The 22,372-nt window shown below is 32.3% G+C and carries 20 protein-coding genes; 12 read left to right on the forward strand and 8 right to left on the reverse strand.

What is annotated here, in order from left to right:
• The first annotated feature begins 64 nt into the window (after positions 1-64).
• Both GBO31_RS16930 and GBO31_RS16935 read left to right on the forward strand, forming a co-directional pair.
• A complete protein-coding gene (locus GBO31_RS16930; protein ID WP_219009546.1) occupies positions 65-871 on the forward strand; it encodes a sensor histidine kinase in 807 nt (268 codons plus the stop codon).
• Complete coding sequence (locus GBO31_RS16935; RefSeq protein ID WP_219009547.1) at positions 868-1,536, forward strand: response regulator transcription factor; 669 nt, start codon at positions 868-870, stop codon at positions 1,534-1,536. The genes GBO31_RS16930 and GBO31_RS16935 overlap by 4 nt, the downstream gene beginning before the upstream one ends.
• Before the next feature lie 21 nt (positions 1,537-1,557).
• Here the strand turns inward: GBO31_RS16935 and GBO31_RS16940 are convergent, their stop codons facing one another.
• The 4 genes from GBO31_RS16940 to GBO31_RS16955 form a co-directional block, all read right to left on the reverse strand.
• Positions 1,558-2,739, reverse strand: a complete 1,182-nt coding sequence (locus tag GBO31_RS16940) for a class I SAM-dependent methyltransferase (protein WP_219009548.1) — start codon at positions 2,737-2,739, stop codon at positions 1,558-1,560.
• Between the two features lie 3 nt (positions 2,740-2,742).
• Positions 2,743-3,831: an AI-2E family transporter gene (locus GBO31_RS16945; protein ID WP_219009549.1), complete on the reverse strand. Its 1,089-nt coding sequence runs from the start codon at positions 3,829-3,831 to the stop codon at positions 2,743-2,745.
• A 77-nt stretch (positions 3,832-3,908) separates the two neighbouring features.
• Entirely contained in the window at positions 3,909-4,430 is a 522-nt protein-coding gene (locus tag GBO31_RS16950) for a TrmH family RNA methyltransferase (RefSeq protein WP_219009550.1), read from the reverse strand.
• Positions 4,431-4,434: 4 nt separating this feature from the next.
• Entirely contained in the window at positions 4,435-5,085 is a 651-nt protein-coding gene (locus GBO31_RS16955) for a DUF4159 domain-containing protein (protein WP_219009551.1), read from the reverse strand.
• Between the two features lie 40 nt (positions 5,086-5,125).
• Between GBO31_RS16955 and GBO31_RS16960 the strand changes: the two genes are divergently transcribed.
• The 6 genes from GBO31_RS16960 to GBO31_RS16985 all read left to right on the forward strand — a co-directional run bounded on the left by GBO31_RS16960 (position 5,126) and on the right by GBO31_RS16985 (position 11,502).
• Positions 5,126-5,845, forward strand: a complete 720-nt coding sequence (locus tag GBO31_RS16960; RefSeq protein ID WP_219009552.1) for a DUF1223 domain-containing protein — start codon at positions 5,126-5,128, stop codon at positions 5,843-5,845.
• Positions 5,846-6,096: 251 nt separating this feature from the next.
• Positions 6,097-6,600, forward strand: coding sequence for a hypothetical protein (locus GBO31_RS16965; protein WP_219009553.1), 504 nt, complete (start codon positions 6,097-6,099; stop codon positions 6,598-6,600).
• Positions 6,601-6,639: 39 nt separating this feature from the next.
• Positions 6,640-8,502, forward strand: coding sequence for a DUF885 domain-containing protein (locus tag GBO31_RS16970; protein WP_219009554.1), 1,863 nt, complete (start codon positions 6,640-6,642; stop codon positions 8,500-8,502).
• A gap of 70 nt (positions 8,503-8,572) precedes the next feature.
• The gene (locus tag GBO31_RS16975; protein WP_219009555.1) at positions 8,573-8,950 is read left to right on the forward strand and encodes a nuclear transport factor 2 family protein; all 378 of its coding nucleotides are present in this window, start codon (positions 8,573-8,575) and stop codon (positions 8,948-8,950) included.
• Between the two features lie 30 nt (positions 8,951-8,980).
• Positions 8,981-9,568, forward strand: a complete 588-nt coding sequence (locus GBO31_RS16980) for a DJ-1/PfpI family protein (RefSeq protein WP_219009556.1) — start codon at positions 8,981-8,983, stop codon at positions 9,566-9,568.
• 194 nt (positions 9,569-9,762) lie between these two features.
• Positions 9,763-11,502 carry a T9SS type A sorting domain-containing protein gene (locus GBO31_RS16985; RefSeq protein ID WP_219009557.1) on the forward strand — a complete coding sequence of 580 codons (1,740 nt, stop codon included), beginning with the start codon at positions 9,763-9,765 and terminating at the stop codon, positions 11,500-11,502.
• Between the two features lie 73 nt (positions 11,503-11,575).
• Here GBO31_RS16985 and GBO31_RS16990 read toward each other — a convergent pair whose 3' ends face one another.
• Positions 11,576-12,280 (reverse strand): 16S rRNA (uracil(1498)-N(3))-methyltransferase, encoded by a 705-nt coding sequence (locus GBO31_RS16990; RefSeq protein ID WP_219009558.1) that lies wholly within the window; start codon positions 12,278-12,280, stop codon positions 11,576-11,578.
• Positions 12,281-12,285: 5 nt separating this feature from the next.
• A complete protein-coding gene (gene tsaD, locus GBO31_RS16995) occupies positions 12,286-13,308 on the reverse strand; it encodes a tRNA (adenosine(37)-N6)-threonylcarbamoyltransferase complex transferase subunit TsaD (protein ID WP_219009559.1) in 1,023 nt (340 codons plus the stop codon).
• A gap of 81 nt (positions 13,309-13,389) precedes the next feature.
• Between tsaD and GBO31_RS17000 the strand changes: the two genes are divergently transcribed.
• Genes GBO31_RS17000 through GBO31_RS17010 form a run of 3 tightly spaced genes read left to right on the forward strand, consistent with a single transcriptional unit; the run spans position 13,390 to position 19,199 of the window.
• Positions 13,390-17,817 carry a translocation/assembly module TamB domain-containing protein gene (locus tag GBO31_RS17000; RefSeq protein ID WP_246615903.1) on the forward strand — a complete coding sequence of 1,476 codons (4,428 nt, stop codon included), beginning with the start codon at positions 13,390-13,392 and terminating at the stop codon, positions 17,815-17,817.
• Between the two features lie 25 nt (positions 17,818-17,842).
• Positions 17,843-18,829 (forward strand): 6-phosphofructokinase, encoded by a 987-nt coding sequence (gene pfkA, locus GBO31_RS17005; RefSeq protein ID WP_219009560.1) that lies wholly within the window; start codon positions 17,843-17,845, stop codon positions 18,827-18,829.
• 7 nt (positions 18,830-18,836) lie between these two features.
• Positions 18,837-19,199, forward strand: coding sequence for a methylglyoxal synthase (locus tag GBO31_RS17010; protein WP_219009562.1), 363 nt, complete (start codon positions 18,837-18,839; stop codon positions 19,197-19,199).
• A 2-nt stretch (positions 19,200-19,201) separates the two neighbouring features.
• Here the strand turns inward: GBO31_RS17010 and GBO31_RS17015 are convergent, their stop codons facing one another.
• Positions 19,202-19,762 carry a hypothetical protein gene (locus tag GBO31_RS17015; protein WP_246615904.1) on the reverse strand — a complete coding sequence of 187 codons (561 nt, stop codon included), beginning with the start codon at positions 19,760-19,762 and terminating at the stop codon, positions 19,202-19,204.
• A 234-nt stretch (positions 19,763-19,996) separates the two neighbouring features.
• On the opposite strand from GBO31_RS17015, the gene GBO31_RS17020 reads away from it, so the two are divergent.
• The gene (locus GBO31_RS17020; RefSeq protein WP_219009564.1) at positions 19,997-22,186 is read left to right on the forward strand and encodes an alkaline phosphatase D family protein; all 2,190 of its coding nucleotides are present in this window, start codon (positions 19,997-19,999) and stop codon (positions 22,184-22,186) included.
• 75 nt (positions 22,187-22,261) lie between these two features.
• Here GBO31_RS17020 and GBO31_RS17025 read toward each other — a convergent pair.
• A partial coding sequence (locus GBO31_RS17025; protein WP_246615906.1) for a Rid family hydrolase occupies positions 22,262-22,372 on the reverse strand: 111 nt, incomplete at its 5' end.

Here is a 22,372-nt window from a genome sequence, read left to right on the forward strand (position 1 = left end):
ATAAGTCAATCTGGATTATTAATTCAGTTCTGTTTGTAGTGTACCAAATTCTAATATTCGTAGAATGGAAGAAGTCGTTTTATCAGAAGGAAATTCAATAATATTTATGCTAATCGCTGGGATCACTATATTGCTATTAATGGCTTCAGCGTTATTGTTGTTTTTCTATTTTTCAAATAAAAAAATTATTCAGAAAGAACTAGAAAAAGCAAATCTAGAGATCTCTTACCAAAAAGATTTGCTACATAGCACTATTGAAGTACAAGAAGAAGAACGAAAAAGAATCGCTCAGGATTTGCATGATGCGATTAGCTCTAAACTAAATGTGGTGAGTTTAAGCACCAATTTTTTAATTGATGGAAATTTAGAAGAAGATGAAAAAGAGCGAACCTTACAGCATATACTTTCCGTTACTACCAAGACTTTAGAAAGTTCCAGAAGATTGGCTCATAATTTATTACCTCCAATACTAGAGAATTTTGGGCTACAAGCAGCCATAGAAGAACTATGTGATGAGTTTGTGTGCAGTCAGAAAATTAAAATAAATCATCAGATTGTTTATACAAATTTATTGTCTAAGAACAATGAATTGCATATCTTCAGGATCATTCAGGAGTTGTTAAACAATTCCGTAAGACATGGTAAAGCCACGAATGTCACTTTAGATATTAATGAAGAAAATGAACAACTGTTCATAAATTATTCTGATAATGGAACAGGATTCGACATGAATACTGTAAGTAAAAACAAAGGAATCGGACTAAAGAACATTGAAAGTCGAGTAGAGATACTCGAAGGGGAACTTTCATATCATAGTGAGGTGGGGAATGGAGTAACTTTTAACATCAGCACTAACAAACCTAAACCATGAAAAAAGACATTATTAAACTAGCCATAGCCGATGATGAAACCTTATTTAGACAAGGAATCACATTTATTCTAAATAAAGAGCAAAATATCGACATCAATATTCAGGCAGAAAATGGGAATGATCTCATTAAGCAATTAGAAAACACAAGAGATTTACCTGAAATCATTCTGATGGATCTAAAAATGCCTGATCTTAATGGGGTAGAAACTACAAAACTTGTAAAGAAAAAATTTCCTGAGATAAAAATCATTGCGCTAACAAGTTATTATAGCAAGCCTTTTATTACGAATATGATACAACAAGGAGCAGTTGCATATTTAGCCAAAAATGCAAATCCTACTGAAGTTATAAATACCATTAATCATGTTGCTGTAAAAGGATTTTATTATGACGAAAATGTAATGACGATGCTTGAGGAAGCTTCGCTCAAATCAAATAGACAAGCTAAGGATGATGAATATTTGACAAAAAGAGAGCGCGAAGTATTAAAGTTGATATGCGAACAAAAAACAACTACAGAAATAGCAGATCAGTTATTTATAAGTCCAAGAACTGTAGAAGGGCATCGAAATAATCTGCTTGTCAAAACGGGTTCGAAGAATATCGCTGGATTGGTGATTCATGCAATTGAAAACCAGATATTTGTTAGAAACGCGGAGCTGTAATCGAATGTAAAATCCTTAAAACTACTGCTTATTACAAACTAATACGATCTTTTCATTACTACAATTGGTGGTAAAAAATAAATAAATATCACCGCCATCTTTTATTTTAAACCTTTTCCGAAGCTGAGATACTGTTTCAGGAAAGTTGCGAGTAGTAATATTGGCTTTGGTGATATTCGCTGCTTTCATATTCTTTTTATGATAAGGAATTGATTGGATGATCTCAAAACGTCTTCCAGGAAATTCTATGAGGTTGTCTGAAGTATAAAGATGTGAATGCATATGAAGTTTTTCTGCTTCATAACTTTTAGAAAGACTATAAAATCCTCCAGATTTCATAATTGCTGAATTTGGTTCATACAAGTATCTTTTAGGAAGTGATACATTAGCAATGTTGTCTTTCTCACCTTTTAAAGAGAAGGAAAATAATTCTCGAGTATCCTTTTGAAGATTGATCGTTTTTATGATGGTATCTTCCGTATCATCTTTTTCGATAACCCAGAGTAATTCTTTAACCTCATTCTGTACAGCAACTACATGAATTTCTTTTACAAACCGCAATGACTTTAAACCAGCATTTATATCGAGTAGAGGAGAAGTTTTCATTAAAATATGATCACTCTTAGAGAATAAAAAATCTAAATTAGAAGGAACATCAGGTAAACAATCTTCCAGGAAAAAAACTTTTCCCTTACTTTCATGTCTGCGAGAAGGGTCAATATAAATCCAATCTAGACGATTAAAATCTTTTAAGATCTCTAACCCATCTCCAACTCGAGTTTCAATATTGGTAGCATTTAAAGTCTTAAAATTGTGATTTGCTATTTTACTAAGTTCAGTATTTAATTCACAATGAATAATCTTAGCAATCTTTTGAGAAAAAAAATAGTCATCAATACCTAAACCACCTGTTAAATCAATTAAAGAAGTACCAGAGACTAATTCACTTTTATAACTAGCGGTAAGTGCTGATGAGGTTTGTTCTAAATTAATCGTAGGTGGATAATAAATTCCTTTTGTATCATACCAAAGAGGCAGTTTAGTTTTTGCTTTATATCGTCCGTTAATTTGTTGTGCTATTTCTTGCGCACTGATAGCTTCAAAAGGACTACCCGACAGAATTAATTTAGTTAGATCAATATTGCTATTGGATTTTTCGAAGATATATGCTTGTACTTCGGTATGTAAAATATGATCATTCAAGAATTACAACTCTTTAGTCAATTGCTTCACAATTTTGTACTCCGATAAAAATTCCTTGGCAATTACTTTTATTGCTGTGTAAAAAGGTACCGCAACGATCAATCCTCCAATACCAAATAAAGCTCCAAAAATGAGGATCGCAAGGAAAATCTCTAAAGGATGCGATTTTACACTATTACCAAAAATTAAGGGCTGATTCAAGAAATTATCTATTAACTGAATAACAATATAACCAATGAGAATGTATGTTAATTTGGGCAAGATAACAGATTGAAAATCGGATCCTAAATTGCTGGTAGTTGCAAGAATAAGTACCAATGCTCCTCCAAAAAGAGGACCCACATAAGGAATCAGGTTAAAGATAGCCGCAATAAGGGCTAAAGCCACCGCATTATGAACACCAAAAATTAATAGTAGAATGGTGTATAAAACAAATAAGATTAATACTTGAAGTAACAAACCAACGAAGTAACGAGATAATAAATCTTTGATCTTGTTAAAGGCTCTCATGAATCGAGTCTCATTTTCTTTTTTTGCAAAAACTAATAGGCTTGTTTCTAAAAGTTGACTATCCTTTAAAAGAAAAAAGGAGATAAAAAGTACAGAAAACAGACCGATGAGTAAAGCTCCAAAACCACTTAAAAAATTATTAATAGTATCAGGAATAGCTTTTAGATCAAAGAATTCCATTAAATCCGTTTGCTTGATTAATTCAATAAAATTTAGTTTTTCAACATTAAAATAATCACTGATCTCTTGATTTAACCGATCTAAATCATCACCAACTTCATGGATGTTGATTTCACCAATCAATTGGCCTTGTTCGGCAACAATAGGAACAAAAAGTAGAAATAAGCTCATAAAAAGACCTATCGAGATAAATAAAGTAAACATTACCGCAAGGGTGTTGTTAAACTTCAACCTTCGTTTTAGGAATAATACAAGTGGTCTTCCCATTAATGAAAATACAGCAGCAAAAGCTATATAGATTAAAATGGATTGTATTTTATATAAAAACCAAAGTAGGATGAGTATTCCAACAATAACACCAACTGCTCTTAGAATACCATATGCGATTGTTTTTGAATTCATATGAATGATTTTTCAGTAGTCTCAAAGTTAACATAAACAACGAATTAAACTTTGAATCTATACGTTTCATTTTATAACTATTTTAGATCAATCATCAATTGCTTGGTGATTTCATAAAGTGCAATACCAGTAGCAGTTGCTACATTCATACTACTATTCTGTCCGTACATGTTGATGTGCACACTTTTTGTTAGTCTTGCTAAAACTGTTTCCGAAATCCCTAGATTTTCTTCACCAATAATCAATGCAATTTTATCAGTTTTAGAAAAATTACAATTGGCTACTTCAATACTATCGTTAGTAATCTCCAAACCAATAAGTTGATATCCTTTATTTTGCAAGTCATCTAGTACTTCAATGATATTTTCGTTTTGTTGATATGCTACAAAATGGTGAGTGGATCGAGCCGTTCGCTCCATTCGTTTGCTAATCACTGTAATGTCTTCTCCACAGAAATAGATATGTTCTACCCCAAAACTATCGGCGATTCTAAAAATACTACCAATATTAGCTGGAGCATTTACACGATCACATACCAAAGTGATTGGAAATTGTTTTTTAATAAAGGTTGTGCTTTCGTGATTGAGTTGTGAAGACATGTAATTAATTTTCAAAAGCGTACTTGATAATATTTGCTCCCATTTTTAAAGCTTTTTGTCGTACTTCTTCTGGATCATTATGAACTTCTGGGTTTTCCCATCCATCTCCCAAATCACTTTCAAAAGTAAAGAGTACTAATAAACGCCCTTCATGCGTAATTCCTAATGCTTGAGGTCTTTCTCCATCATGCTCGTGTATTTTCGGTAAACCATCGGGGAACTTATATTTTATTGAAAAAATCGGGTGTGAAGCTGGTAATTCCTCAAGTTCTAAATCAGGAAAAATTTTCACCAATTCTTTTCTGATATAAGGTTCCATACCATAGTTATCATCGATATGTAAAAATCCTCCACTTAATAGATATTCACGTAAGTTTTCAGCATCTTGCTCTGTGAAGAATACATTTCCATGACCCGTCATATGAATATAAGGATATTGAAAAATATCTACACTTTCTGGTTTTACAGTTTTAGGCTTAGGACTCATTGCTGTGCTGATATTCTGATTACAAAAAGTAATAAGGTTAGGTAAAGCTGTAGGGTTACTATACCAATCGCCACCACCATTATAATGTAAAACAGCAATATCCTGAGCATTTATCATCGAAGAAAAGAGCAATAAGCCAATAAAACTTGTAAGTTTTGTAATCATCATCGTCTAAATAAGAGATTCTAAAAGTACTAAAATAATAGAGATGATAAGAAACCTTTTGATACTATTAACGATCACAATTTCATCGTGGACTTATGCACAGCAAACAAATGAGTCTATTGTGGTTATGGAACTGTTTACCTCACAAGGATGTAGTAGTTGTCCACCAGCAGATGAACTTCTGGATGTCATCAAAGAAAAATATCAGGATGATAATGTTTTTGTATTATCCTATCACGTAGATTACTGGAACCGATTAGGTTGGAAAGATCCTTTTAGTACAGCCGGATTTACCGATTATCAACGAGATTATGCTTATCAATTTAATAGTAGATCTATTTATACACCTCAGCTAGTAGTGAATGGTAGTGAACATTTTACAGGATCTAATAGTAGAAAAGCAGTATCCGCAATTCAAAATTATTCAAAATTAAAAACTAGCAATTCTATTAGGTTGAAAGATGTACAACGAAAAGACAATGCTATCGAAATTAACTATGATGTAAAGGGAGATACATTTAAGCAGATAACACTAGCACTTATTGTATCTGAAAGAGTGACCAAAATAGGTAGAGGAGAAAATAGAAATAGAACTTTAAAGAATACGAATATTGTTGCCAATAGAATCGTAGGTTCAAAAGAAGCTGATTCGGTTTCGATATCAATCCCTGATTGGATAGAAGATAAAGATGAATTAACAATTATAGCCTATACCCAAAACGATAAATTAATCACTACTGGTGCTTCTAAAGTACAGATTTGATTAATTACTTTTTTCTACATACTTTAAAGTCATAATTAGTAATATAATTATGACTTTTTTTTGCATTATTTTTATTAAGTAGATGTATTATTCTTTTAAAATAAGAGTTTAATAGCTTAGAATACTCTAGAATTGACCTGATATTTATGGGAAAATTTAGTATAGAAATGATGTAACAAAAATGGTGTCTCTGCGTCTACTTGGTGTAACAAAGTTCAGACGAAACTTTACATTGTCTTAAATTGAAAAGTATGTTTTTAACTGATAATTCCAATATAAAAAGGGTAGTACTATTTTTATGTGTGTCATTGTTTTTTGGAAATCTATATAGTCAAAGTGAAGAAGAAAATCCAGAGATAAAAAAATACTTTTTGATTGCTGCATCTACTAAAGATTATAAGGAAGCGCTTTCAAAAGCAACTTCTTTGGCTAGCAAATTAGAACTACCACTTGATTTGCGTAATTTAGAACAAAGTGATGGGGATTTAGGGCTAACTTGGTCAAAAACTGAGTGTGAAGGGAGTAATTGGGAATATCCATGTTATGTCGCCAGAGGAAGATATGATGATGGAAATTTTGTAAGTGTAGAATGGTCAAGTGCTTATAGTGGTTTTTCAAAAGGATACTACATAGTTATTGTAGCAGGAAGTAAAGATTACGATAATGGAATAAAAGACCTAATGAAAAGAACCAAAGAAGTTGTACCAAGTGCATATATTAAATCTTCAATGGTGTATTTGGGCTKTTTACACTAAATAAAGAATAATCAATCGAAACCACATAAATCAATTATCATGAAAAAAAAAAGTACTTGGAAGTTTTGGACGTCAAGAATACTATTAGTCATTTTTGCCGCAGGAGCATTTTGGCTCGGAAATTTAATCTGGTTTCGTCCTTTTAATATTAATCATTTTTATGATAAAATATTTGCTGAATTGGCATTAGACAGCCCAGAATTAACAACGGCAATGGGAATTCCTGTTATTTATGATTGGTCAAAAGATGAGTTGGATGATATTTCTGATAAGAAACAATGGGAAACTTTTACGAAAATAAAAGAAGACTATGAAACCTTAAAAAGCTATGATTTTGAAAGTCAATCAGAAGCTAATAAATTAAATACAAGGATTTTAGCTTACTATCTGGAAGGAGAGTTAGATGGAGAACGTTTTTTCTATCATGATTATCCAGTAAATCAAATGGGTGGCATACAGAGTTCATTGCCAAGTCTTATGGAAGATTCTCATAAGTTGAGAGATAAAAGTGATGCAGAAGCCTATATTACTAGATTATCTAAATTCGATACAAAGTTTGATCAGCTTATTGAGAATTTAAAAATAAGAGAAGAAAAAGGTATTATACCACCAAAATTTGTGATGGATCGTGTTCTTGATGAGATGAATGGTTTTATAGGAAAAAGTGCTAACAATCCTAAAGAAAGTGAAGATGCGGTAATATCAAATATCTTGTATAGTAATTTTGATACGAAGGTAGATAAGATTGAAGATTTGCCTCAAGAAGAGAAGGAAGAGCTTAAGAAACAGGCAAAGGAAGAAGTTAAAACTACAGTATTTGGAGCTTATCAAAAACTTATAAATTACTTTGAGCAATTAAAACAAAAAGCAACAACAGATGCTGGAGTATGGAAATTGCCTGATGGAGATGCCTATTATCGCTATCAATTAAAGCAACGCACTACAACTGATTTAGATCCAGAAGAAGTACACAATATTGGTTTGTCTGAAGTGTCTAGGATTAAAAAAGAAATGGAAGAAATTCTTTCTTCAGAAGGATATGAAGATTCCACAAAAACAATTGGTGCAATTATTCAAGAATTAAATAAGGAAGACCGTTTTCTTTTTCCTAACAATGATGAAGGAAGACAGATGGTTATAGATGAATACAATCGTATTCTTACCGAAATAAGTAACGGTTTGGATGATGCATTTGATATCAGACCTAAAGCAGAATTAGAAGTAAAGCGAGTTCCTGAATTCAAAGAAGAAGGATCTGCTGGAGCTTATTATAATCCGCCAGCCATGGATGGATCTAGAGGCGGCGTGTTTTATGCAAATCTTAGAAACGTGCACGAGTCCGTAAAATTTGGCATGAAAACCTTAGCTTATCATGAAGGGATACCTGGACATCACTTTCAGATTGCAATTCAATCAGAATTAGAAGGTGTTCCTATTTTTAGAACTATCGGACTCTTCACTTCTTATCTGGAAGGTTGGGCATTGTATTCTGAACAATTAGCTTGGGAACTTGGTTTTTATGAAAATGATCCTTTTGGAAATCTAGGTAGATTACAAGCAGAAATGTTTAGAGCAGTTCGGTTAGTAGTGGATACCGGAATTCATCATAAAAAATGGACAAGAGAACAGGCAATTGATTATATGGTACAAAATACAGGAATGACAACAACTGAGGTTACTACCGAGATAGAACGTTATATTGTTTGGCCTGGACAAGCCTGTGCCTATAAAATTGGGATGCTTAAAATCTTAGAATTAAGAGAAAAAGCAAAACAAAAATTAGGAGATCGTTTTGAACTAAAAGAATTTCATAATGCCGTTTTAAAAGATGGAGCCGTACCTTTAGATATTTTAGAAGAGATTATTGATGTCTACATAGAGGAAACATTAGCGAATAGCTAGTTAATAATTCTAAAATGTTTCCGTACCTATTTAAAAGTAATTAGTACAACATATACCTTACAAAGAAATTATGGATTTACAACAAAATAAAGAGAATGCCGTAGCATTTTACAAAATGGCTTACGAAGGTAATCCAAGAGAAGCTATTGATAAGTATGTTGGAGATCAATATATTCAGCATAACCCTGATGTAGCTGATGGTACAGAAGGTTTTGTCTCTTATTTTGAAAGAATGCAAGAGGAGTATGCAGATAAATCAATAGAATTTGTAAGGTGCATTGCAGAAGGAAATTTAGTAGCATTACATACGCATCAAACCTGGCCGGGAAATGACCAGTACGTAACAATGGATTTTTTTCGGTTTGATGAAAATGGAAAAATTTGTGAGCATTGGGATGCAATTCAACAAATCCCAAAACAATCTGAAAACCCTAATACAATGTATTGATTTGAAAGTTATATTGAAGATTAAAGTATCATGAAAATTGCCTATATACTATTTAATGAAATAACACTTTTAGATTTTATTGGAATTTATGATCCAATAAAGAATATTAAGACAAAAAAATATCTAATAGATTTAGATTGGGATCTTTGTGCTACCCAGAAATCTATTAAAGATAGTTTTGGTTTAGAGTTGGTTGTGGATAAAGTTAAGCCTGACTTGTCTTCTTATGATATGATTATCGTTCCAGGAGGATATGGAACTCGAGCATTACAATATGATCAAGAGTTTATATCATGGTTACAAACTGCCAAGAATGTTGAGTATATCGTTTCTATCTGTACTGGAAGTTTATTGTTGGGAGCAGCAGGATTTTTAAAAGGGAAATTAGCAACAACTAACTTTAACGAGTACGACTCTTTAGATAAATATTGTAGAGAAGTTGTGAAAGATAGAATAGTAGAGGATCACAAAACAATAACAGCAGGAGCAGTTGCCTCTTCATTAGATTTAGGATTATACATTTGTGAAAAATTAATAGGGAAAGAAAAAACAGAAGATATACGAAAAGGTATGGATTATCATCCAAAAGAGTTTCATATTACCGTGAATAACTCCTAGAAATGATTAAAAAAAAGAGTGTTACCGAAAAAGTAACACTCTTTTTTCGAAGCATTGAATCATGCTAAATATATATAATAAAGTTACTAAGGTTTTAATTTAAGGTTAAATCCTCTACTAGAATTTTGATTATTGGCTTAAAAGGTTCTTAATGTGTATCTTTACATACTTATTTTTTAACTTTAATGGGAATTATGAAAAAAATTACTTTATTACTCACTTTATTATGTACTACCATTTCTTTTGGGCAAATAATTATAACAGAGTTAGCAGATCCTAATAATAATGCGTCTGCTAGATATGTTGAAATTTATAATATTAGCTCTTCTGATGTTGATTTAACCGATTGGGAACTTAGAAGATGGACTAATGGGAATATGGATCCACAAAATTCAGGAATAGATCTTACACCAATAGGTACATTAGCTGCTGGAGAGTTTGCTGTCATTGCTGCAAATGGAACTGAATTTCAAACTGTTTTTGGATTCGCTCCTGATATTAGTGCAGGCACTGGAGGAGCGGCAGATAGTAATGGAGACGATCAAATCGCTGTTTTTGACGCTAGTGATATGACTATTGATATATTTGGTGTACCAGGCGAAGATGGATCTGGTACTTGTCACGAATATGAAGATGGAAGAGCAGAAAGAGTAGGAAGTGTTACAGCTTCTGCAAGTACTTTTGATGAAGCAGAATGGAATGTATGGGCAGATAGTGAAGTTATGGGGTGTACAAATCATACATTTGCTGCTCAAGATGTAGTTGGTATATTCGATCCTGGTTCTTGGATTGGAGCTTCTAGCGATCCTTCTTTAATTGCAAGTACAAGTTCTTCTGTTTTTACTCCAGGGACTACTTCTGTAGATGTAACATTTTCTGTAAATAATTTCACTTTAGGAGGAGATAATGTTGTAGAGTATATCGTAGATGGTGGAACACCAATGACAACAACAATGAGTCCAATAAGTGTTTCAGTTGTAGATGGACAGTCTTATTCAGTTACACTAGAATTAAAAGATGCTGGAGGTTCTCTTACTCCTCAGGTAATAGAAACAGTTAATTTTTCAGTAGCTTCCGCAACAGATGTTTCTGATATAGCTGCTTTAAGAGCTTCTGCAGAAGATAATTTTTATACGTTAACAGGAGAAGCTTTTATAACATATCAACAAACTTTTAGGAATCAAAAGTTTATTGAAGATGCAACGGGTGCTATATTAATAGATGATGATAGTGCAGTTATTACAACTATGTATTCTAGGGGTGATGGAGTTACTGGTATCACTGGAGAATTAACCAGTTTTAATGGGCAGTTACAGTTTGTACCATCAGCTGATCCAGGAGCAGCTACTACCACAGGAAATTCAGTGGATCCTCAAATTGTTACTGTGGCACAGCTTGCAGCTAACCCAGAAAACTATGAGTCTGAATTAATAGCACTTTCGGATGTTACAGTAGATAATACTCCGTCAATGACTTGGGATAATGGAACTGAATATCCTATTACTCAAAATTCTGATATGTTTACGTTTAGAGCAACATTTTTTGATGTTGACTATATTGGAGAGACAGTACCTACAGTAGCTACTAATATAGTAGGTTTAATTACCGAAAGAAATAATGGAAGTTATTTTATTACGGCAAGAGATAGTAATGATTTTCCTGCTACTTTAAGTGTTGCAGAATTTACGGATAATAACAATTCCATAAAAATATATCCTAATCCAGTAAATGACGGTGTAATTAATCTACCTGCTATTGCAAATAATAATTCCACAATTAAAATATTTAATATTCTTGGTAAGGAAGTTGCTAGTACAAAATTAACTAATACTTCTACTATTTTAAATGTTTCTAATTTTGCTCCAGGAGTGTATCTAGTGCAATTATTGGAAAACAACAAAAGAATTTCAACTGATAAATTGGTGATTAGATAATTTCCGATTTTTCTGAAAATACAAGAGCACTTTGAAAAACTATCAAAGTGCTTTTTTATTTTTAAAATATCCTCTACTGATTTAAAAATGCTACACTATGTGTTGCTACTATGGCGGCAGTCTCTGTTCTTAACCGGTTATTTCCTAGTGTAATAGGAGTGTAGCCCTTAGTTAGCGCCATTCCAATCTCTTTATTAGAAAAATCACCTTCTGGACCTATTAAAATGGTAGTTTTTCCCTTCGTTTTCAGAGTTTCTTGTAAAGATTGTTTATTAGTTTCTTCACAATGTGCTATTAATAATTGATCGCTATTTTCCATTTGTAGAAAATCTGAAAAGGAAATAGCAGGGTTTAGTTTTGGCAGGTAATATTGTAAAGACTGCTTCATAGCACTTTGTAAAATACGTTCAAAACGCTCTTTTTTTATTATTTTTCGCTCACTATGATCACAAATAATAGGTGTGATTTCATCAATACCAATTTCTGTTGCTTTTTCCAGAAACCATTCATATCGATCGTTCATTTTGGTAGGAGCTACTGCAAGATGTAATCTATAATTTTTAGGATCTTGAAGTTTCTTTTCTTTTAATGCTATTATACACTTATTAGGACTGGAAAATGTAATGATGCCCTTACATAATAAACCAAATCCGTTAGTAATTTGTAATGAGTCACCTTCTTTTTTTCGCAATACCTTGGTAATATGTTTGCTTTCTTCTCTAGAGAATTCAAATTCTTCCGTGGATTCTAGAATTTCTTTGCTGTAAAAAAGTTGCATAACAATTAAAACTTAATTCTAGCTTTGGCTACAATACTCATATCTGTAAAATCTTGTTGCAAATACTTCAAATATCCTACAATACCAATCATTGCAGCATTATCTGTTGTATATTCAAATTTAGGAACGAAAGTTTTCCATCCATATTTGAATTCGCCATCTTTTAATGCTTTTCGAATTCCTGAGTTTGCAGATACGCCTCCACCAATAGCGATACTTTTAATTCCAGTTTCTTTAGAAGCTTTTTTTAATTTATCTATTAAAATATTAATAATAGTGTACTGAATTGAAGCACATACATCGTACAAATTTTCCTCAATAAACTGTGGATTTTCCTTTAATTGTTTTTGAATAAAATAGAGGACTGCTGTTTTAAAACCACTAAAGCTAAAATTCAGCCCATCAACTCTCGGTTTGGTAAAAGGAAAAGCTTTGGGATCTCCAGATTGGGCATATTTATCTACTAAAGGACCACCAGGATAAGGGAGGCCTAAAATTTTAGCACTTTTATCAAATGCTTCTCCCACTGCATCATCAATAGTTTCCCCAATAATTTCCATATCAAAATGATTGTTTACTTTCACTATTTGAGTATGACCTCCACTAATGGTTAATGCTAAAAAAGGAAATTCAGGTTTGTCATACTCATCCTCATCAATAAAATGTGCTAGAATATGCGCTTGCATATGATTTACATCAATCAGTGGTATATCAAGAGAAAGAGCCAAAGATTTTGCAAATGACGTTCCGACCAATAAAGAACCCATAAGACCAGGACCTCTTGTAAAAGCAATAGCAGAAAGATCTGATTTGGTAATTCCAGCTTGTTTTATTGCCTGATCAATAACAGGAACAATGTTTTGTTGATGTGCTCTGGAAGCTAATTCTGGAACAACGCCACCATACTGCTCATGAATTTTTTGAGAAGCTACAACATTTGACAACACTTGATCGTTGCATAATATAGCAGCAGATGTGTCATCGCAAGATGATTCAATACCTAAGATGTATACATTTTGTGAACTCATTATGAGGAAAAGGGCATAGAAATTGTTAATATTGTCAGCAAAGTTAAAACAATAAAACGTATCAAAAAATTTGGGAAAATATTGAAAAGGATATTCATTATCCTTATATCACTATTTGTAGTATTAGTGATCCTATTTTCAATCCCTGCCGTTCAAACATTTTTTGGTAAAAAAATAACGAATTATATCAATGATGAATACAAGGTAGCTATTAACATTGGTAAAGTCGGTTTGACTTATTCCGGTAAGGTAAATTTAAAGGAGGTTTTTGTAAAAGATCATCATGAAGATACCTTACTATATGCTAAAAGTATAGCGACTTCTATTTTAAACCTTAAAGAGATTTCAAAAGGGCAACCCGAGTTAGGAGCTGTTTCTATTGATGATTTAACTTTTAGGATGAAAATGTATAAAGGTGAAAGGAGTGACAATCTTATGACCTTTATTCGAAAATTTAATACGGGTAAAAAATCTTCATCGAAAACTAAGTTTTTACTGACTACTGGAAATGTTACTATGGAGAATGGTAAGTTCAGTTATATTGATGAAAATCTTAATTATTCACAAATAGTGATTTTAAGAGATATCATGTTAGATGCAGAAAGTCTAAAAGTGGATGGAGAAGACTTTTATATTACTACCGATCTTTTGGCATTTAAAGATCATAGAGGTTTAAATGTATATAATTTGAAAACTGATTTTTCTATTACTCCTACAGAAATGCGTTTTCGAGATTTACTGATAGAAACAAGAGATTCCAAAGTTAACGGTGAAATTGTATTTGAGTATGAACGAGGAGGACTTATAGATTTCGAAAATGCCGTTAATATCACTGCTGACTTTTCAAAGGCTGTGATTTCTACCAATGATTTAATCCCATTTTACAAAGAATTTGGAAGTGATGAAGACCTTAGGCTAAAAAATACAGTAGTAAAGGGGACACTAAATGATTTTAAAATAGTAGATGCTAATATTTCAGGATTAGATCGATCGATAATCCAAGGGGATATCAGAATTAGAAATGCGGTAACCAATGTTTCAAATTTTAGACTAGATGGAGATTTAGAAAATTTAACTACGAATTACTATGATCTAGTGAATTTACTACCTAATATTTTAGGAGAATCTCTACCTAAACAACTGTACCAATTAGGAAGTGTGAAAGGTGTGGGTAATGCTATTGTTACTATAAAGGATGTGGATGTTGATATGGATTTCTATTCTCAATTAGGAAAGATAAACGCATTCGTGTTACTAGGAGATTTAGATAACGTAAAAAATGCTACTTACAATGGTAGTGTTATATCTAATAGCTTTAATGTTGGTCAATTATTGAATAAACCAAACTTAGGAAATGCTTCATTTGATATTAATGTAGATGGTAGAGGATTTACTTTAGAGAATTTAGACACAAAACTGGAAGGAGATATCAAAAGACTAGAATTTAATGGATACACCTATACAAACCTTAATGTTTTTGGAAATTTAAAAGATCCAGTTTTCGACGGAAAGCTTGTAGCTGATGATCCAAATATGAAGTTTAGCTTTAATGGTGTTGCTGATATTTCCGAAGAGATTAACAATTATGATTTTGTAGCCAACGTTGACCATATAGACTTGAATAAACTTAATATTTTCACCAGAGATAGTATTTCCATTTTTAATGGAGATGTGAAAATGAAAATGAAAGGCACAGGTATTAACGATGCATTTGGTACGATATCTTTTGAAAAAACATTGTATAAAAATCAGAATGCTAGTTATTATTTTGATGATTTCGATATCACATCAAGTTTTGACGACAAAAATGTTCGAACGATTACGATGAATAGTCCAGACATTATTGAGGGTAATGTGAAAGGAGTATTTAGGTTTGAAAACGTTTATGATTTATTCCGTAATTCCATAGGTAGTTTATATACTAATTTTGAACCTACTGAAATTACAGATAATGAATTCATGGAGTTTAATTTTAGGATTTATAACAAGATTGTAGATGTGTTTTTTCCTGAGATCCAGTTTGCTCCGAATACCTTTATAAAAGGGAAAGTGGAAAGTAATGATTCTGAATTTAAGTTGACTTTCAAATCTCCTTCGATCAAAGCATTCGACAACCTTATGAAAAAGGTCGATATTCAAGTAGATAACAAGAATCCACTTTTTAATACCTATGTGGCTATTGATAGTATTAATACGCAGTATTATGATGTCTCTAAATTTAGTTTGATCAATGTAACGCTTAATGACACCTTATTTATGCGTTCAGAATTTAAAGGAGGTAAAAATAATGTAGATGATTATAATTTAGAATTTTATCACACCATCAATGAAGATAACAATTCTGTATTAGGGTTTAAAAAATCTGATTTCACTTTTAAAGGATATACGTGGTATGCTAATCCAAATAAAAGTAAGAGTAGTAATAAAATTATTTTCGATAATAACTTCCAAAATATAGATATACGATCCATTAAACTAAGTCATGAAGGAGAGGAGATAAGTGTTTCTGGAACTATGGAAGGAAAAGATCAAAAAGATATTAAAGCCACTTTTATTGATGTTGATTTGAATAAAATAACGCCCTATATAGAAAATTTACAATTATCTGGAGTAGTAGATGGAGATTTAAAAATATTTCAAGATAAAGGTGTATATTTTCCAAGTTCTACCGTCATAATTGATGACTTATCTGTAAATGATACAGATTTAGGAGAACTGCGTGTAAATGCTTCTGGAAATGAATCCCTGACTCAATATTCTATTAATACCCGATTGGTTAATAATAATGACGTTAAAACGCTGTCTGCAATTGGATCCATAGATGTTTCTGATAATAATCCAAGTATGAATATTGATGTAAATCTTGATCAATTTGATGTATCTGGATTTAGTGATTTAGGAGGTATCGTAATATCTAACCTTAGAGGAGAGGTTTCTGGTAATGCCAAAATAACTGGAAATTATGTAAACCCATCAATTGATGGAATTTTAACCCTTGATCAAGCAGGTTTAAAAGTTCCTTATTTGAATGTGGATTTAGACTTTGATAATAATTCTAGAGTGATTCTAAAAGAACAACGTTTCAATTTTGATAATATCAATATAACCGATACTAAATATGAAACAAAAGGTATTTTAGGTGGTTATATTGGACATCAGCGTTTTTCGAAATGGGATTTGGGGTTAACCTTAACTGCCAAAGAAAGGTTACTAGTTCTTGATACAGAAGAAGACGAAGAGTCATTGTATTATGGAACAGGTTTTATTAGTGGAGATGCCACGATTTCTGGGCCGACAGATGGTTTAGTAATCAATGTAAATGCTACTACCGAAAAAGGAACTGTTTTTAAAATACCGTTAAATGAATCCGAATCTATAGGAGATAATTCATATATACATTTTTTAAGTCCAGAAGAAAAACAAGCACGTTTGGATGGTAAAGAAATTATTTTAGAAGAAATAAAAGGTTTAGAGCTTAATTTTGACTTGTATGTGAATAATAATGCGCTTGTAGAAGTTGTAGTTGATAAAAAGACTGGTAGTTCATTAAAAGGTAGAGGAGCAGGTACTTTATTGATAGAGATTAATACCAATGGAAAATTCAATATGTGGGGGGATTTCGTAGCATACGAAGGAAGTTATAACTTTAGATATGGAGCATTAGTAGGTAAAGATTTTACAGTGAGATCAGGAGGTAGTATCAATTGGGACGGTAGCCCAACTAGAGCAAAATTAAATCTTAGTGCTGTATATAAAACCGAAGCGAACCCAGCTGTATTGTTAGAAAACGCAACAATTAATAGAAAAATACCTGTAGAAGTTGTAGTTGACCTTAATGGAGAACTAATTCAACCAGATCTTAATTTTAATATAGAATTGCCAAATTTAAGTTCTGTAGCAAAAAGCGAATTAGAATATCAGTTAGAAGATCAAGCTACAAAAGAATTACAAGCTTTGTCATTAGTAACGCAAGGACAGTTTTATAGCGGAAACTTAGATCCTACTTTTATAACTGGGAATCTGGTGGAAAGAGCAGCAGGATTGGTGAATGGTATTTTCTCTGGAGATGATGATAAGTTTAGAGTTGGAGTAAATTATGTGCAAGGAAACAGAAATCTAGATCAAGAAGCAGCTGATCAATTTGGAGTAACCGTTTCTACGCAGATTAATAATAGGATTTTAATAAATGGAAGAGTAGGAGTTCCTATTGGTGGTGTAAGTGAATCTGTAGTTACTGGAGATGTAGAGGTAGAATATCTGTTTAATGAGGAAGGAACACTTAAAGGAAAGATTTTTAATCGTCAAAATGAAATTCAATATATAGGTGAATCCCAAGGATATAAGCAAGGTTTGGGTATATCATATTCCGTTGATTTCAATAATTTTGGAGAACTGTGGGATAAGGTTTTTAAATCTAAAAAAGTAAATGATACTTTAGTTCAAAAAACTAAGGATACTATCGATATAGATACACCAGAATATCTTAATTTTACAGATAAGAATAATTAATTTTGAAGAAATTTTACTTACTATAATGGCCAAAGAAATTCGTACTATAGGTGTAATGACTTCTGGAGGAGATTCTCCTGGAATGAATGCAGCTATCAGAGCAGTAGCAAGAGCGTGTTCGTATTATAATGTAAAGTGTATAGGCTTTTACAGAGGATATCAGGGAATGATAGAAAATGATTATTGCGAGATGAATGCCCGAAGCGTACGTAACATTATAAGTACAGGAGGAACTATTCTTAAATCAGCCCGCTCATCCGAATTCAGAACTCCAGAAGGGAGAAAAAAAGCTGCTGAAAACCTTAAAAATGCAGGTGTAGATGCAATGGTTTTAATCGGAGGAGATGGTACTTTTAAAGGTGGTAAAGTTTTTAGTGAAGAATATGATATTCCTGTGATTGGGGTTCCAGGAACAATTGATAATGATATAGCTGGAACCAATTTTACAATCGGTTATGATACAGCTCTGAATACCGTAGTAGAAGCTATTGATAAAATTCGGGATACTGCAAGTTCACATGATCGATTATTTTTTATTGAAGTAATGGGGCGTGATGCTGGATTTATTGCTTTAAATAGTGGAGTAGGGGCTGGTGCGGAAGAAATATTGATTCCAGAAGAAGACCTTGGATTAGACAGAATGTTAGAGTCCCTTAAACGCAGTAAAAGATCCGGGAAATCCTCCAGTATTGTAGTGGTTAGTGAAGGTGATAAAATCGGTAAAAATGTGTATGAATTAGCAGATTATGTTACCGAAAACATGCCTGATTACGATGTAAGAGTAACGGTTCTTGGACATATGCAGCGAGGAGGTTCTCCTACTTGTTTTGATAGAACATTAGCCAGTAGACTTTGTGTAAAAGCAGTAGAATTATTATTGGATGGTGAACAAAACGTAATGGTGGGATTAATTGATAATAAAATTGTAGCTACCAATTTTGAAGATGGTCTAAAAGAAGATCACAGTATCAATAAAGAACTACTTAGAATTTCTGATATACTTTCCGTATAAAATTAGTATGACAATAGCAATAATAGCACACGATGGAAAGAAAGCTGAGATGGTACAGTTTCTAAATGAGCATCGTGATATCCTAGACTCTAAAAATATAAAACTTATTTCTACAGGAACAACAGGAGAAAAAGCCAAAAGAGCTGGTTTTAATGTACAAGCATTACTTTCTGGACCTCTTGGAGGAGATGCCCAAATTGCTGCAGGAGTAGCGGAAAAAGAAGTAGATATGGTAATATTTTTTAGAGATCCGTTGGCTAAGCATCCCCATGAACCGGATATTTTTATGTTAATGAGATTGTGCGATGTATATGATGTCCCGTTAGCTACCAACCCTTCAACAGCGCAATTATTATTAAAAGGAATATAGTTTTACAAAGATAGATTTGCGATGCATTGCTCTCGTAATTCCCAAATTTTAGTAAAAGAAAAATCTACTTCTTCACTGATAATCCAGTTTTTAATGTAATTCTGATGATAGTTAACCTTGTATTCGCCGACCTGATCCGGCTGAATAATTTCTTCCAATAAAAGATCATCTTTTATGAGATCAAAATTAGAATTTACAGAAGTAGCATCAATAGTAATATTATGATATCTTAAATAAGTATGAGCCTCAGGAATGTAGGTTAAATCATGATCTGTTAAAACAGTACCAATTTTAGGAGTGTTGGTGGCGTTCATTTTGTATATCCCAATGATGAGTTCAATATCTGTTTGTTGATGAAGATTAGCAATCTTTTTTAATAATGCATGCTTAGAGCTACATGTACCTCTGTTTTCTGTAATAACTAGTTTAGAATCTGTTCGGTTAGCATTTCTTCCATAGGGAACATTTTTAATAAAATCAATTAATGTGTGCCAAGAAGTAATTCCTTTTTCTACTAAAAGTTTGGATAATGGATCATCAGAAGTTAATAAGAAATCAATCATTCTTAAAAATAAAAAAAATCAAGTAAAACATATAAGAATAATATGTTAAGCGATTTTTCCCTTTAAAATACGGAATTAATTAAAGAAGTATTTAAAAAGAGGGTTAATTTATTACTGGGAAAATAAAATGTTTCTTATCTAATTTAAGGTTTGATTAAAAAAGAAATTCGTTGATTTTTTTGTTATCTCATTCGCATATTTTCGCGAAAAACTAACAACTAAATATCATTCCACATGAAATCAAATCTAAGAAAACTCATCTTTTTATTTTTGTGTACACATTTTTTTTATGCTCAAGACCTGAATACTGTTCTAACCAAAATAGAACGTACTGTTGATGCCGGAAATATCTCTGATTATTTTGATTCTTCTTTGGCGCCATTTTACCATGGAGTTGCCTCTGGTGATCCATTAGAAAATGCCGTTATTATATGGACAAGAGTTACAACAAATGCTACTAATATAGAGGTAAATTGGAAAATTGCTAAAGACCCTCAAATGAATCAAATAGCTCAACAAGGTATTATAAACACGAATCAGTCAAAAGATTATACGGTAAAAGTGGATGTGAAAGGTTTAGAGCCTTACACAACGTACTACTATCAATTCGAATCATTAGGTGTAAAATCTATTGTAGGTAAAACAAGAACGGCTCCTCGACAACAAGACATGGTGGATAACTTGAGATTTGCTATAGTTTCCTGTTCTAATTACCAAGATGGATATTTTAATGCATATAATCAAATAGCGAATCGTACCGATTTAGATGCGGTAATACATCTTGGGGATTACATTTACGAATATGAATCTGGAGGATACGGTTACAGTGACGAAGTGGGTAGAGGACACGTTCCAGAAAATGAAACGATTACTTTAAATGATTATAGAGTTCGTCATTCGTATTATAAACTAGATCCAATGTTACGAAATGTTCATCAGCAACATGCATTTATTAATATTTGGGATGATCATGAATTTGCAAATGATGCTAATAAATTTGGGGCAGAAAATCATACACCATCCTCTGAAGGTGATTGGCAAATAAGAAAGAACAATGCTTTTAAGGCATATTTCGAATGGATGCCAGTTCGAGCAAATTCCATTGAGCAATATAGATTGTATCGTAAGATCTCTTATGGCAAGCTCATGGATTTAATAATGTTGGATACTCGAATAGAAGGTAGGGATACCCAAGTAAATTCTTCCAAAAACATAATTAGTGCTGCAGCTTCAAATGATGCTTTTAAGTCATTTGCTCAACATGTGATTGCTAAAAAAGATCTTTCCAAAGAAAAAGAATTAAGAGAGGTTTTAAGAGAAGTGTTACCCATGATCTTACATGTTTCGAATGGTAAGGAGGAATCTAAAAATGAAAATGCTCTGACTTCGGTAGAATTTGATATGGTAATCGATGGTTTTGTAAAACAAGTTATAAATAAAGGTACTACAGATAAGGCAACCAAATCCGCTTTGGAAGAATTACTAAGCAAAAGTACTAAGTATCAAGAAGAAGATTTAACAAAATCAAACAAAGAAGCTTATACATCGATATTAGGATCTGAGCAATTTACTTGGTTAAAAAACCAATTACAAAATTCCTCTGCAAAGTGGAGAATTATAGGTAATCAAGTAATGATTATGCCGTGGAATGGTGTTCCATCTAATGATGCTTGGGATGGATATCAAGAAGAAAGAGAGCAGCTGTTGGGATTTATAAAGTCTAATAATATTAATAATGTAATTGCTCTTACAGGTGATATACACAGTACTTTTGTTGGAGAGGTTCGTTACAATGGAGATTGCGAAATGTGTGAGTTTGTTGTTCCTAGTGTTAGTTCTACCAACTTGGATTTCTTGGGAGGAATAGCATCTGGATTATCAGAATTCTATGTAAGATTGCTAAATAGACATATTAAAGATGTTGATTTAGACAATCATGGGTATTATGTGCTTGATGTAAAAGAAGATAGAGTGCAAGCAGATTGGTTTGATACGAATGATGTTTCGAGACCAATTGCTGGAGAAAATAGATCTAGAAGCTGGTATGTGAATTCAAATAATTGTAGAGTGAGAAGAGCATCTCAAGCTTCTACGGCATTAAATAGTAGAGGAGCATATCAGGAAACTATTCTAACGGAAAAACAGCCTTTAAAAAATATTGAAGAGAAATTTGTAGTGGTAGGAGTATATCCGAATCCTGTTTTGGATCAAGGAAATATTCATTATGCGATGAATTCTGAAGGTGAAGTAATTATAAATTTATTCGATATTCAGGGGAGATTGATTCAACAATTACAGAAACAAGATCTCCAAAAGGGAATATATAACCTATCATTTGATGTAAATGGATTGAAAACTGGGAATTATATAATTTCAATTGAAAGTGAAAGTACAAAAGCAACAAGAAATATAATAGTAAAATAAACTACAAGTATCTTTATAAATACAAAAGCCTAAGTTGAATAAACTTAGGCTTTCATATTTTAGTTATTAAAGTTCTTACTTTACAGCAATTACTGAGATTTCGACGTTTACAAATTTTGGCAAAGCATTTACAGCAACCGTTTCTCTAGCTGGAGCTGTATCCTCATTAAAATAACTTCCATATAC

It is taken from the genome of Aquimarina litoralis (genome assembly GCF_019295435.1).
GTDB classification, from domain to species: Bacteria; Bacteroidota; Bacteroidia; order Flavobacteriales; family Flavobacteriaceae; genus Aquimarina; species Aquimarina litoralis_A.

Coding starts and splice junctions, on each gene's coding strand:
- GBO31_RS16985 (WP_219009557.1), top strand. CDS start 9,763: ATGAAAAAAATTACTTTATTACTCACTTTATTATGTACTACCATTTCT.
- tsaD (WP_219009559.1), bottom strand. CDS start 13,308: ATGAGTTCACAAAATGTATACATCTTAGGTATTGAATCATCTTGCGAT.
- GBO31_RS16970 (WP_219009554.1), top strand. CDS start 6,640: ATGAAAAAAAAAAGTACTTGGAAGTTTTGGACGTCAAGAATACTATTA.
- GBO31_RS16935 (WP_219009547.1), top strand. CDS start 868: ATGAAAAAAGACATTATTAAACTAGCCATAGCCGATGATGAAACCTTA.
- GBO31_RS16980 (WP_219009556.1), top strand. CDS start 8,981: ATGAAAATTGCCTATATACTATTTAATGAAATAACACTTTTAGATTTT.
- GBO31_RS16990 (WP_219009558.1), bottom strand. CDS start 12,280: ATGCAACTTTTTTACAGCAAAGAAATTCTAGAATCCACGGAAGAATTT.
- pfkA (WP_219009560.1), top strand. CDS start 17,843: ATGGCCAAAGAAATTCGTACTATAGGTGTAATGACTTCTGGAGGAGAT.
- GBO31_RS16945 (WP_219009549.1), bottom strand. CDS start 3,831: ATGAATTCAAAAACAATCGCATATGGTATTCTAAGAGCAGTTGGTGTT.
- GBO31_RS17015 (WP_246615904.1), bottom strand. CDS start 19,762: ATGATTGATTTCTTATTAACTTCTGATGATCCATTATCCAAACTTTTA.
- GBO31_RS16975 (WP_219009555.1), top strand. CDS start 8,573: ATGGATTTACAACAAAATAAAGAGAATGCCGTAGCATTTTACAAAATG.
- GBO31_RS17010 (WP_219009562.1), top strand. CDS start 18,837: ATGACAATAGCAATAATAGCACACGATGGAAAGAAAGCTGAGATGGTA.
- GBO31_RS16950 (WP_219009550.1), bottom strand. CDS start 4,430: ATGTCTTCACAACTCAATCACGAAAGCACAACCTTTATTAAAAAACAA.
- GBO31_RS17020 (WP_219009564.1), top strand. CDS start 19,997: ATGAAATCAAATCTAAGAAAACTCATCTTTTTATTTTTGTGTACACAT.
- GBO31_RS16930 (WP_219009546.1), top strand. CDS start 65: ATGGAAGAAGTCGTTTTATCAGAAGGAAATTCAATAATATTTATGCTA.
- GBO31_RS16960 (WP_219009552.1), top strand. CDS start 5,126: ATGATAAGAAACCTTTTGATACTATTAACGATCACAATTTCATCGTGG.
- GBO31_RS16955 (WP_219009551.1), bottom strand. CDS start 5,085: ATGATGATTACAAAACTTACAAGTTTTATTGGCTTATTGCTCTTTTCT.